Raw genomic sequence first — 12,755 nt, 5'->3', positions numbered from 1 at the left:
TGTATCACTTTGCAAGCGATCGCCAGAACACGTGTTCTTTGCGGTTGCCTTGCGATTTGTAATAGGCGGCGAGCGCCGAGCACGCGGACTTAACCCCGCTTTCGGCAAGCTCTTCGAGTTCGCGAAGCGCGGCGGTTTCGTTGTCGCCTAATTTCATGACGGCGAGCTTGACCGCGCAGTCGGCAAGCCCCGCTTTTGCGCCTACCTTAAAATACTGTGCGGCGTGCTCGAAGTCCTGTGCGTCGAAATATTTGTCGCCCAGTTTTTCGGCGGCAAACGGATAGCCGAGCTGGGCGGCGAGCGTCAAATATTTATCTGCCTCGGCGTTGTCCGTCGCGCGCAGATATTCGGAATAGGCGAACAGAGCCGCGGGCTCGTCCGCGTCGGCGCGGGCTTTAAGCGCCGCGATTTCGGTTTCGTTCATAAATTTTACTGTTTGGGTTCGACGAGCGCCGCGACCTGTTCTTCGGTCGCCGTCGCCGCGGCTTTAAGCAAGGGGATATACATATCGACAAGCGCGCCGCAAAGTTCGGCTTTGGCTTTGTCGCCGAGCTTGACTCCGCCAATCTTGTCATATATGGGGCGGAACTCCGCAAGTTCGTTGTTGAGCGCGGTGCCTTTTTCGAGCACGGACAACAGCGGCAGGCAGTTTACGGTTTTAACAACGCCGCACACATCGAGCGCGGAGCCGTTGCACTTGATAAATTCGTTGGGTTTTAAGCCGTCGGCAAACACGATATAGAACGTAACGCCGTCTTTTGCGGCGGCGGCTACCGTGCAAGCGTAGTCAGCCTGTGCGGCGGCTTTTATCGCCTTGCCCGCTTCGCGCACAACGGCGTTTTTGGCAATGCCGTTAAACGCGAGAGCGGGCGCGGGGTAGTCGAGAAGCGAGATTTTGACCGTGCCGTTTGAAATCTGTTTTTTGACGGGCGCGGACGCGAGCGCGATTTCGTCGCAGCACGCGTATTCCGCATTGTCGCCCGATTTGACGGCAATCGCGCCGCCGTAAGCCGATACGTAAGCCGCTTGGCGAGATAACACGTCGTTCGACATGATGTCGCGGTTTTCGAGCGCGGCTATATGATTGCCGAGCACGCGCGGCGTGTACACAAGCTCCTCGCCGACGTTGAGCGTTGCGGCGCGCATGGGTATTTCCGCGTCGCCGTAATAGCATGCGTAGCCGTTTTTGGTAAGCGCGGGGGATTGCGAAAGATTTTTGTAGCCGTGCGCGTACAGATCGAACAGGAAGTCAACGCCTTTTTTGACGTCGCGCGCGAGTTTGGCGGAAAAATAATAGTTGACGGTGCGCGGCATGGGGAACAGTATGTCCGCGATTACCGTCGCGTCGACTTTGGGCGCGGCGGCGGCAAGCTCCGCCAAAAGCGTTTCGAGCGTCGCGTCGCCGTAATCCGCGTCTTCGTCGCGCACGGGCGAAGAAAAACCGCACGCCGAGGCGAGGCGGTTAAGCGTATACGTTTCGTCGAGCGCATCGAGCAAAAGATTGTCGAGCGCATAAGATATAAGTTTGTTAAGCGTGAGATTGATGTCGGATTTCATGTTGCCTCCGTTGTCGGGGTGGTGGATTTTGGTCGTTACGATTATTTATCGCGGATAAACGCCGCAGAACGGGGATTTCCGTCCGCGGGTTTGCCTTTTTCGGTAGTTGTTTCGGTTAAAAATTTACTATTAGCGGGATAAACGCGCGTATGCGGGGGATAAAATATCAAACACTGCGCACGGGCAGAACGAGGTAAATATAATCCTCCAAACCGCCGACGGGCGAAACGACGCACACCGAAGTCGAGTTGGTAAGGTTGAGCACGACGGTTTCGCAGTTCATGCAGTGCAAAAACTCGGTGAAATAGCGCGCGTTGAACGATATGGAAAGGTCGGCGCCGTCGGTGTTGACGGGCAGGTTTTCCTCGACGTTGCCCGCCTCGCTGTGCGAGCTGACCGTCATGTTGGTTTGCGCTATGTCAAAGCGCACGAGGTTGTTGTTCTTTTCGGAACGCGCCATAAGCACCGCGCGGTCGATCGCGTCCTCGAACAGATTTTTGGGGATATAGACCTGCGTGTCGAAGTGCTGGGGAATTATTTGGCGGTAATTGACGAACGTGCCGTCGATAAGCCGCGTGGTGATGGTGGTGGAGTCCACTTGCACCATTAGGAAGTTTTTGTGAAGATTGAGTTTTACGGGATCGTCGTTGTCCGAAAGCAGACGCGAAATTTCCATGACCGCGCGGACGGGCACCGTTATGCTCGTGGACGCGGTGGTGGAAAGCACGGGCTTTACGCATTTGGCAAGGCGATAACCGTCGGTCGTGACCGCGACGACTTCGCTGTCGTTAATTTCCAAAAGCACGCCTTTTAAAGTGGGGTGCGCGTCGTCGGTGCACACCGAAAACGCTACTTTATTGACCACGTCTTTGAGATCGGCGTTTTTGAGCTCGAAATGCTGGGTGTCCTCTATGCGGTTTACTTCGGGAAACTGCTCCGAGGGATAGCAACCGAATTCGCCCTCGCTGCGTTCGTAATCTATTTTAAGGCGCGAGCCGTTGGCGGTGAGCACAATGGTCTGCGACGTCAGCTTTTTGACGAAGTCGCCGAAAAGTTTGCCCGGCACAACCGCGTCGCCCGATTCGATGACGTTGGCGCGAATCATGTGTTCAATGGACAGTTCGAGGTCGGTAGCGGTAAGGGTGAGCGTGCCGTCCTCCGCCGATAGCTTAATGCCTTCGAGTACGGGGTTGGTCGAGCGCGCGGGAACCGCTTTAATAACTTTTGCGACCGCTTCGCATAAATCGTTGCCGTTACATTCTACTTTCATTTGTATCTCCTGCCTGCGTTTTCTTTTAATTATACTACAACGAAAATTCAATGTCAATATTTATGCGACTTGTTTGACCGAGCGGACGACGGAATTTTGCAAAACGCTTTACTTTGACGGCGCGCTGTGCTACAATATTATAACATAATCGGTCGGCGCGGCGCGTGTCGCGGCGCTTAAAAGGGCGTAACATGAAAGATCACGAATCGGAAGAAATGTATCTCGAAACGATACTCGTATTAAAGGGCGAACGTCCCGCAGTGCGGTCTATCGACATCGCGGACAAGCTGGGCTATGCCAAATCCAGCGTGTCGCGCGGCGTAAGCCTGTTGCAGGACAGGGGATATATCAAGGTCGCCGACGACGGGTTTATCGATTTTACCGAGGCGGGCGCAAAAAAAGCCGAAACCATTTACGAACGTCACAACGTTTTGACCAAGCTGTTCGTCGCGCTCGGCGCGGATACCGAGCTTGCGGAAGCCAATGCGTGCCGTATAGAACACGTTATAGACGACGGAATTTTCGACTTGATAAAAAAATACGTGGACAATAAGCGGTAACGGAAAATATAATTGTTTATAATATATAGAATTAAAAAACGGAGCGGCGGTATGTGCCTGCTCCGTTTTGTGTTTGTTTTTTTTGAGTTTTGCCGTGGGCAACGAATTATTACGGTTTCAGTCTGCTCGGACCTCTGAACAGGAAGGTTACGTCCTTGACGCTCGGCAGGTCGAACAGCTTGACGAGCGTGCGCGTTATGCCCAAGCCGAAGCCGCCGTGTGTGGGCGCGCCGTAACGGAAAAAGTCGAGATATTCGGTCATGGAATCGGGGTTGATGCCGTTTTCCTCTATGTTTTTGCGCAAATTGTCGTAACGGTGTTCGCGTTGCGCGCCGCTTGTGATTTCTATGCCCTTAAACAGCAAGTCGTAAGTTTTGGTGAGTTCGGGGTTGTCGTCTTTTTTCATGGAATAGAACGCGCGAGCCTTGGCGGGAAAGTCGATTATAAACACGAAATCACTGCCGTATTTTTCCTTGACGTACTTGCATATAAGTTTTTCGCCGTCGGGGTCGAGGTCGCCTTTGAGCGCGCGCGGCACTTCGTAATTCATTTCGTCTTTTAGAATTTTGTACGCATCGGCAAGCGTTATGCGCGGGATTTTATAGTCGAGCGAAATTATATCGTTGCCGAAATACTTTTTGTATTCGTCGTTGAACTGCGCTTTTACGCCGTTAATCACATATGCGAGCAACGCTTCTTCCGCGTCCATAACGTCGTGGTGCGAATCGATAAACGAAATTTCCACGTCTATGCCCGTAAATTCGGTGTCGTGACGGGAGGTAAAGCTGGGGTTGGCGCGAAAATACTCGCCAATCTCAAAGGTTTTGTCAAACCCCGCCATCATGCTCATTTGTTTGTAGAGCTGGGGGCTTTGCGTAAGGTACGCTTTTTGTCCGAAGTAGTTTTTAAGCTCAAAAACTTCGCTTCCGCCCTCGCTCGACAGCGCGGTGATTTTGGGCGTGTGAATTTCTATAAAGCCGTTGTTGTTAAAGTATTCGACCGCAAGCCGCTCGAACGCGGTCTGTATGCGGAACATAAATACCTTTTTTTCGTCGCGCAGGTCTATCCAGCGATAGTCCATGCGCAAATCCTGTCCGCTCTCGGCGTTTAGCGGAACAAGGTCGGCTATGCTCATGATTTCAATGGCGGTGGGGTAGATTTCCTTGCCGCCGTTGCGCACGTATTCCGAATACACGCACTTGCCCGTGATCGCCACAAAGCTGTGCGGCGTGAGCTTTTTGGCTTCGTCGTAAGTAGGGTTGTCCTTTTCTATCGTAACTTGCACAAAGCCCGTAACGTCGCGTATGACGAGAAACATTATTTTCTTGTCGCGTATCGTTTCGACGTAGCCTTTTATAAGGTGTTCGCCCTCGGTCAGGTCTTTGATGTACGTTCTTTTCATGACGGTGTTTTCTCCGTGGATTTATTTTAGTACATTTTATCACCGACGATATAAAATGTCAATTATTATCGCCGATATTCGCTGCCGAAAGCGTCAACAAAAAAACCGACCCGTATCGGCAAAACCGATAACGGATCGGCGCGGATCGTCCGCAGATCGCTTTACGTCATAATTTTAAAAAACGGCGCGACGGCAATCAGCAACCGCAGTCGTTGCGCCCGCAGTCGCCGCCGTTGCCCATGCCGTTCATGCCGAGCGGCATTATGCCGTGGCAGCATTTGCAGCAGCAGCATTTGCAACGGTCGCAAACGGGACGGCGGCAGCAGTCGTTCTGCCGATTGCGGCAACAGTCGCAACGTCCGCAGTCGTGGTTCGCGTGACAGTGGTTGTGCGCATTGCAATCGCACTCGGATTCGGGACGACAGCGCACGCAGTCGTTTTGGCGGTTGCAGCAGCAAGAGTGACAGTTGTTAAAGAAGAACATATAACACCTCCGTAGTAGTATGTAAGCGGCGTTTCGGAGGCGTCTTAATATCGGTTTATGACATAAACAGGCAAAGCGTTACAAGTATTGCTTTTTTATTTTTTGCGGCGCGTATCGCTGTTTGTCCGCATAAAAACAGCGGATAAATTTGTTAAACGCGTGTTGACATTATATATAATATTGTGTATAATTGTATTATCGCTGTAAACGGAACGCTCGCCGAACGTGTCCGTCGGCATGGTTACGGTATAAGACAAGCGCGTTGCATTAGCGCGTTGTCCGATATAATAGGAGGATAAAGGAATATGAGTAAGTGCAAAAACTGCGGTTACGACAACCCGCCCGACAACAGGTTCTGCGGGAATTGCGGCGCGCAGTTGCCCTCGGAAGAACTGTGCGCGTCTTGCGGCGCGCCGTTGTCGCCCGACGCCGCGTTTTGCGGCAAATGCGGCACGCCCAAGTCAAAGCGTTGCGCCACGTGCGGCGCGGCTCTTTCGCCCGACGCGGCTTTTTGTTTTAACTGCGGATCGCCCGTGAGCGGCGCGGCAAAACCCGCCCCGCAGACAGCCGCAACGCCCGCGTATACAACGCCCGTAAACGCACAGCCCGCGCCCAACTGCGCCAACGCGCCCAAAAAATCGGCGAAGCAAAGTTTTGTCGAAGCCAAATCCAAAGTCGCGGCGTTCGAGAAAAAGCATTGCGTTATAATAAACGGCATAATAGCCGTGCTCGCGTTTATATTCATATTCGTTTCGCTGTTTGCGCCCGTCAGAATGATAGCTTCCGATCCGACTATGTCGTTTGACGATTCTATGGAATCGAAATACGCCGAAGGTTCGGTTATCGAAATCGATCAGTCGATATGGCAGGTTATGGGTTCGGTTAAATACGTATCGCTCGATATTAACGATTCGTCCGACCGCAAACTAATACAGGAAGTTTATGCCGATTACTCGGTTGCATACAAAAGTGTATTATCTGCGTTAAGCGCTTGGAGGAAAACACATCAGTTCGCTACGGAAGACGCCGTAAATGAAAAATATGCCGAATTATTTGAAAAATATATGTCGGATATAAATTTACTCGCCTTTCAATTTGTATTTACAACGGTGGGCGCGCTCGACTACCTTGTAGGCGAAGAAGTGGAAAAAGAAATGGAAGCCGCGCTGATTGCCCAGCGTAACACAGCGGTTTTGGCGCTCGTTATGGCGTTGATAACCGCCGCCGTGCAGATAGGTATTGCGATTGTGTCGTTGGTTTTCCTTATATTGGCAATTATCGGCATGGTGCGTAAAAAGCAGAGCAAGCTCTTCGGTTACTTGTTAACCGCCTTGATAATGTCGGGCGCGGGGCTTGCCGTTCTGTCTGTTTCGCCGCTTTTGTCGGCGGGCGGAGCGATGTTCGCCGTCGCCTTGATGACCGCGCTTGCGTTTTTCGGTTGCGCTATTGGCAAAGCCGTTATGACCGATAAGGGTTTGATGTTTATTGTCAAGCGCGCAACATGTTCCGCACTTTCTTTAATCGCGTTCTTCATGCTGTGTTCCAATATATTGTCTTATCATCTAATTCAAAGTATGAATGATGTAAATGTGACGCAAGTAGTAACAGGTCCGCTCGGTATGGCGTTTGAAAGTATTTTCACCGTGTTGGATTTAAATAGCGTCGAAGGCGTTACAATAGGATATTCGGACGCGAGTATTGCTTCGTGCGTTGCTGTGTTGGCGATCGGCTTGATTGCGTTCTCCGTGCTGTTTGCGGCAATGGTAAAATCGTTTACCGTACTGGCAAACAAAACCGAACAAAAACCGCGTATCGACGTGCTCTCGCTTGTCGGCGTTATTGCGCTTATCGCTTTTGCGACGACCCCCGCGATTATCGCCGCCGCCGACTCCACGCCCGTAATGGATAACGGGTTGGGTTTCAGTACCGGCATAGCGACTATGATAAAGTTTGTCGCGCGCGCGTTCGCGTATGTCGCAATGGCGTTTGCAATCGCGGCGTTCGTTTTGGAACTCGCGTTCAGACCCAAAAACGCAAAGAGTTATGCCGCGACGGTCGCGACGCAACAGGGCGGCGGTGCGGCGGCGCAAGCGGCAGTGGGCGCGCAGACAAATCCCGCGCCGCAATCCGCCGAGGCAGATAATAACGAGCATGCGACGATCGCGGAGGAAACAACCGCATCCGCGACGGAAACAACGGAACACGTAGCGGATGCGCCGAGCGACGGCAGTGCGCCCGACGACGAGCCGACCGTTACGCCCGTCGTGGACGAAAACGCCGCGCAATAAGCGGGGAGCCGAGCGATTGCGAGCGGCTGTTAAGTTGATTTACAAAAGAAAAAGCGGCGAAAATTCCGCCGCGCCCTCTCGCATAACGCGAGGGGGTATTTTTAATTTACGGATAGCGCAAAGCCGAGTTAGTGCGCGCTTAATCCTAAACAAATCTTATATCTATATCGCCGTTGGAAGTGCGGGCGTTCAGCCGTTTTTTTGCGGCGGCAACGTCCGATATGTTTTTGCTCGGCGTGCCGTCTACGGCGATAGTGCCGTTGGCTGTTTCGAGCGTCAGTCTGTAATCGTCGCGCTTGCCGAGCGCCATGGCGGTAATCTTGCCGTTGGAAGTTTCCAGCCGAATATCGGACGTGTCGAGCGCGCTCGCGTCGATAGTGCCGTTGTGCGTGGAGCAGTCGAACTTATCGGTTTTAATATCGACGGCGGACAGTCCCGCATTGTGGCAGGAAATAGTGAGTTCCTGCGCGGCGACCGATTCCGCTTTGATATTGCCGTTGGAGCATTTTAAAGTAACGTCGCGCGCGGCTTTCATGTTTTTTATCAAAATACTGCCGTTGCGCATTTTAAGCGCAAACTCGGCGCAGGCAACGTCCTCGACGTCGAACTTGCCGTTTTTGGTGGACACGTCCACGTCGGCAAAGTTCCCGCCTTTAAGGTACAGCCCGCCGTTCTTGTTGCGCAGTCGCAGTCTGCCGTTAAAACTGCGGGGGAGAATAAGTTTAAACTCTATGCGCCGCATGATAATGCGCGACAGCAGGTTGCCCGACTTTTGCGTAACGGTCAACTGCCCGTCAACCGCCTCCACGCGGAAGTTCTTTTCCTTGGCGGACACGAAGCGACACGTGTCGTCGTTCCCGCGCGATATGTCTACCACGCAGTTTGCGCCGTACACCGATATGTTTTTTACGTCATCTAAATCCATGTTCACCTACGGGTTGTGTTTTGCCCCTACATAGTTTATAGTATTTTGCGCCATAAATCAAGCAAATCGCGGTCCATGCCGTCGGGTGCGGCAATCGCCGTCGTCCGTGCGGAAATGGGACGAAAAATGTCGCAGATCTTACATAATAGGTCGCAAAACTCCAAAAAATACAATAAGCAGGGTGTTTTTCGGGCGTTTTGCGCGTGCGGGCTTGACAATATTCGCAACGCGGTGTATAATTATCAAACATGTGTGCGGGGTTTGTGCTCTGTTTATACGCTTTTGCACACAAACAAGCGACGCGCGTCGGGCTGTCCGCCGCGGCGACAGGAACGGTAAATGGAAGCACTGGAAACTCTGGACTATGTCCTTCATATAATAAACGATTACGTATTGCTCCAAATTTTGGGCATAGCGTTTTCCATACAGGTATTTTATATATTATTGTTTTTCGTCAAGGCAAAAACTTATCCCAAAGCCAAAACGCAACACAGGTTCGGCATTGTCATACCCGCGCGGAACGAAGCGGACGTTATTGCCGATACGATAAAATGTATACTCAAATCGGACTACCCGCGCGATCTTTTCGACGTGTACGTAGTTGCGGACAACTGTACGGACAACACCGCCGAGCTTGCGCGCAAGGCGGGCGCGATAGTTTACGAGCGCACCGACAACGACCCCAAGCACCGCAAGGCGGGTTACGCGCTTAAATATCTGTTCGAGAAAATAATGGAAGAACATAAGGGCTACGAGGCGTTTATAAAATTCGACGCGGACAACCTTATGGAGCCGGATTACATTTCGCGCATGAACGACGCGTTCGACGCAGGCGTAAAGTGCGCGCGCGGCTATTCCAATTCCAAGAATATCGACCAAAACGTCGTTACGGGAATATCGGGTTTGTGGTATATCCGCGATTGCCGCTTTGCCAGTCATTTCCGTTCGGCTATCGGGCAGGGCACTATGCTCGGCGGCGCAGGCATGATGTTCTCCGCGGAAATAATCGAAAAGCACGGCTGGGACTGCCTGTCGTCGTCGGACGACGCGGAGTTCACTATGCGTCGGCTCAATCAGGACAAGATAAAAACGATGTACGTCAAGGACGCTATCGTGTACGAAGATCAGCCCTCCACGCTTAAAGACACGTTCAACCGCTATAAGCGCATGGCGGGCGCGTTGCACTCACTGTTCTATACGCAGGGCATAAAATCGCTCGGTTTGTTTTTCGTGCGTTGGAAGTGGACGTATATAGACATGTTCTTGACGCTCATGTTTATACCCGTGTGCGTGCTTATGTGTCTGTGGTTGCCCGTGTACTATATTTTTTACCTGATATATCACGGAATCATGGAAATGAAGTTCGGCATTTTCCCCGTTGACGCCAACGGCATGGAATTCAGCAATTTTTACAAATGCCTTAAAATGATAGGAATAATGCTCTCTTGCGCGTTTGTGCTCGCGTTCATACTTCAAGCGTTGCTCGCGGTCGGTTTGGAGCATAAGCGCATAAAAGCGCCCGTGCGCAAAATGTTGCCCGCGGTGTTCCTGTTCCCCGCGTTCATGATTATCTACGCAATAGCAATTACGCTCGGCGTGTTCAGCAAGCCCAAGTGGAAGCAGATTAAACGCAACACCTCGACTATAAGTATCGGTGGCGGTCAGGTCGCGGCGGAAAGCGCGGCGACGGGCGGCGACGAGGTAGCGCAAGCGCAAACGGACGCGGACGGCGGTGGAGTTCCCGCGGCGGATAACGCGCATGGCGAATAACAGCGGTGCCGAGCCGTTTTTAAAAAAAGCAAATAAACCGCGCGGGCGCGTGCTTGCGCGAGGTAGTAATGAAAAATAAATACGATTACTTGATTGTCGGTGCGGGACTTTTCGGCGCGTGCTTTGCGCAGATCATGACCGAGCGCGGCAAGCGTTGTTTGATAATAGAAAAGCGCGAAGCGATAGGCGGGAACATTGCGACCGAACAGGTCGAGGGTATTACCGTGCACAAATTCGGCGCGCATATTTTTCATACGAGCGACGAGCGCGTGTGGAAGTACGTAAACCGCTTTGCGCAGTTCAACAACTTCGTAAACAGCCCGATTGCCAATTACAAAGGCACGCTGTACAGCCTGCCGTTCAATATGTATACGTTCAATCGGCTGTGGGGCGTTCGCACCCCCGCGGAGGCTCGCGCCGTTATAGACGCACAGCGCGCGGCGGCGGGCGACGGCGAGCCGCAAAACCTCGAAGAAAAGGCGTTGCGGTCTGTGGGCGAGGACGTGTATAAAACGCTCATCAAAGGTTACACCGAAAAGCAGTGGGGCAGGGATTGCAAATATTTGCCCGCGTTTATTATCGGGCGCGTGCCGTTGCGGTTCACTTACGACAATAACTATTTCAACGACAGGTTTCAAGGTATCCCGATCGGCGGATATTCGCAAATGATCAAAAATATGTTGAGCGGCACGGACGTGATGTTGGGCATCGATTACTTTTCGGACCGAGCCAAGTTCGACGGCATGGCGGAACGCGTGCTGTACACGGGCGAAATCGACAGATATTTCGATTATAAGTTCGGCGAACTCGAATACAGATCGTTAAGGTTCGAAACGGAAACAATCGAAACGGACGATTTTCAAGGCAACGCCGTGGTCAACTATACCGACTACGAAACGCCGTTCACGCGCATAATCGAGCACAAGCATTTCGACAAAACGCAGGTGAGCGACAGAACGGTCGTCACGCGCGAATATCCCGAAAAGTTCGAGAAGGGAAGCGAGCCGTACTATCCGATAAACGACGAAAAGAATACCGCGCTATATAAAAAGTACGCGGCGGAAGCGGCAAAGAGCGAAAAAACTTTGTTCGGCGGTCGGCTTGCGGGCTATAAATATTATGATATGGACGATACGGTCGCGGCGGTGTTCGCGCTCGCCGACGGGCTTAAATAGTTAGTATGGACAGCGTGACTTTTGCCGATATAGAAAAATACATGTGCTCATGTATGAGCGACGCGGCGCACGACAAGCAGCATGTTTACAGAGTTTTGTACAACGCCGTCGAAATTGCCAAGACCGAGCGCGGCGTTAATTACGACGTGCTGATTGCGGCGTGTCTGTTGCACGACATAGGCAGAAAGGAACAGTTTGAAGACCCGAGTAAAGACCACGCGGAAGTCGGCGCGCAAAAAGCTCGCGCGTTTCTAATCGAGAGCGGCGCGGACGAAGCGACGGCAACCGCAGTAGCCGATTGCATAAAAACACACAGGTTCAGAAAAGATCGCGCGCCGCAGAGCGTGGAAGCGAAAATTCTGTTCGACGCGGACAAACTGGACGTGACGGGCGCAATGGGCATAGCGCGCACGCTTGTGTATAAAGGCACGGTCAGCGACCCGCTGTATTCGGTCGATAAAAACGGCATGCCGACGAACGGCGAAAACGAGTGCGCGCCGTCCTTTTTTCAAGAATACAATTTCAAACTGAAAAACTTGTATTCGCGGTTCTATACGGAACGCGGCGCGCAGATAGCGCAAGAACGTCAAGCCGCCGCGCGCGACTTTTACAATAGCCTGTATGCGGAAGTCTGCAAAACGTATACAAACGGCATGACGGAACTTAAAACCCTGTTGACCGAATAACGGAACGGCATAACCTTTAAAATTTTAAAATAAACTAAAAAGAGTTTGACAAAATAAATCAATCGTGATATAATACATCACGCAATCGGAAAGAAAAATCGGACAAAATATCGTAAGAACAATAGAAGTCCGATAGCGAATAAGCAATCAGGGAAACAATCTGTGATTGTGCGGCGTAAATCGGACAAAATATCGTAATAACGGTAAAAGTCCGATAGCGAATAAGCAATCAGGGAAACAATCTGTGATTGTGCGGAAATGGCTCAATGGTAGAGCAGTAGCTTCCCAAGCTGAAGGTTGCGGGTTCGATTCCCGTTTTCCGCTCCAAGCGCGGCAAAGGACATAGACTTCCGCGCCGCGAATAACGAGGTGTAGCGCAGTTGGTAGCGCGCATGGTTCGGGACCATGAGGCCGCGAGTTCGAGTCTCGCCACTTCGACCACAACAGAAACCGCCAAACGGCGGTTTTTTGTTGCAGTTGAAGTGGCATTGGGACGAGAGCGCGGCGGAGGGAAATAAATAAAACGTAAAATAATAGAAAAAGATAAAAAGCAATATATGAGTAAAGCTGTTCGCCGCGCAGTTCGCTAGGCGATTGCGCGAGAAGCGCGCAAAGCCCGCCGCGAATCCGCGGCAGTC

Annotated in this window: 11 protein-coding genes and 2 tRNA genes; 7 read left to right on the top strand and 6 right to left on the bottom strand. The window is 51.9% G+C overall.

Going from position 1 to position 12,755, the window contains the following annotated elements; all coding sequences use genetic code 11:
* Positions 1 to 4: 4 nt before the first annotated feature.
* From NFR57_RS04575 to dnaN, 3 genes are all read right to left on the bottom strand, one after another.
* On the bottom strand, positions 5 to 424 hold the full coding sequence (locus NFR57_RS04575; RefSeq protein WP_251182659.1) for an SEL1-like repeat protein: 420 nt from the start codon (positions 422 to 424) through the stop codon (positions 5 to 7).
* Between the two features lie 5 nt (positions 425 to 429).
* Complete coding sequence (locus NFR57_RS04570; RefSeq protein WP_251182658.1) at positions 430 to 1,557, bottom strand: hypothetical protein; 1,128 nt, start codon at positions 1,555 to 1,557, stop codon at positions 430 to 432.
* Between the two features lie 166 nt (positions 1,558 to 1,723).
* The gene (gene dnaN / locus NFR57_RS04565; RefSeq protein ID WP_251182657.1) at positions 1,724 to 2,827 is read right to left on the bottom strand and encodes a DNA polymerase III subunit beta; all 1,104 of its coding nucleotides are present in this window, start codon (positions 2,825 to 2,827) and stop codon (positions 1,724 to 1,726) included.
* A gap of 191 nt (positions 2,828 to 3,018) precedes the next feature.
* Here dnaN and NFR57_RS04560 point away from each other — a divergent pair, with 191 nt between their 5' ends.
* Complete coding sequence (locus tag NFR57_RS04560) at positions 3,019 to 3,387, top strand: metal-dependent transcriptional regulator (RefSeq protein WP_251182656.1); 369 nt, start codon at positions 3,019 to 3,021, stop codon at positions 3,385 to 3,387.
* A 109-nt stretch (positions 3,388 to 3,496) separates the two neighbouring features.
* Here NFR57_RS04560 and aspS read toward each other — a convergent pair whose 3' ends face one another.
* A complete protein-coding gene (gene aspS / locus NFR57_RS04555; protein WP_251182655.1) occupies positions 3,497 to 4,789 on the bottom strand; it encodes an aspartate--tRNA(Asn) ligase in 1,293 nt (430 codons plus the stop codon).
* 196 nt (positions 4,790 to 4,985) lie between these two features.
* Positions 4,986 to 5,273: a hypothetical protein gene (locus NFR57_RS04550; protein ID WP_251182654.1), complete on the bottom strand. Its 288-nt coding sequence runs from the start codon at positions 5,271 to 5,273 to the stop codon at positions 4,986 to 4,988.
* A 305-nt stretch (positions 5,274 to 5,578) separates the two neighbouring features.
* On the opposite strand from NFR57_RS04550, the gene NFR57_RS04545 reads away from it, so the two are divergent.
* Positions 5,579 to 7,561, top strand: coding sequence for a zinc ribbon domain-containing protein (locus NFR57_RS04545; RefSeq protein ID WP_251182653.1), 1,983 nt, complete (start codon positions 5,579 to 5,581; stop codon positions 7,559 to 7,561).
* Between the two features lie 145 nt (positions 7,562 to 7,706).
* Here NFR57_RS04545 and NFR57_RS04540 read toward each other — a convergent pair whose 3' ends face one another.
* Positions 7,707 to 8,486, bottom strand: a complete 780-nt coding sequence (locus tag NFR57_RS04540; RefSeq protein ID WP_251182652.1) for a DUF4097 family beta strand repeat-containing protein — start codon at positions 8,484 to 8,486, stop codon at positions 7,707 to 7,709.
* Positions 8,487 to 8,825: 339 nt separating this feature from the next.
* Here NFR57_RS04540 and NFR57_RS04535 point away from each other — a divergent pair, with 339 nt between their 5' ends.
* The 5 genes from NFR57_RS04535 (at position 8,826) to NFR57_RS04515 (ending at position 12,558) form a co-directional block, all read left to right on the top strand.
* A complete protein-coding gene (locus NFR57_RS04535; RefSeq protein ID WP_251182651.1) occupies positions 8,826 to 10,256 on the top strand; it encodes a glycosyltransferase family 2 protein in 1,431 nt (476 codons plus the stop codon).
* Positions 10,257 to 10,324: 68 nt separating this feature from the next.
* Positions 10,325 to 11,431 (top strand): UDP-galactopyranose mutase, encoded by a 1,107-nt coding sequence (gene glf / locus NFR57_RS04530; RefSeq protein WP_251182650.1) that lies wholly within the window; start codon positions 10,325 to 10,327, stop codon positions 11,429 to 11,431.
* Between the two features lie 5 nt (positions 11,432 to 11,436).
* On the top strand, positions 11,437 to 12,117 hold the full coding sequence (locus tag NFR57_RS04525) for an HD domain-containing protein (protein WP_251182649.1): 681 nt from the start codon (positions 11,437 to 11,439) through the stop codon (positions 12,115 to 12,117).
* A gap of 252 nt (positions 12,118 to 12,369) precedes the next feature.
* A tRNA-Gly gene (locus NFR57_RS04520) sits at positions 12,370 to 12,444 on the top strand.
* Between the two features lie 38 nt (positions 12,445 to 12,482).
* A tRNA-Pro gene (locus NFR57_RS04515) sits at positions 12,483 to 12,558 on the top strand.
* Positions 12,559 to 12,755 lie beyond the last annotated feature (197 nt).

The sequence above is a fragment of the Anaerocaecibacter muris genome, assembly GCF_943192945.1.
GTDB lineage: Bacteria > Bacillota > Clostridia > Christensenellales > Pumilibacteraceae > Anaerocaecibacter > Anaerocaecibacter muris.
Note: the sequence above shows the minus strand (reverse complement) of the source record. Positions and strands in the feature narration are given on the sequence as shown.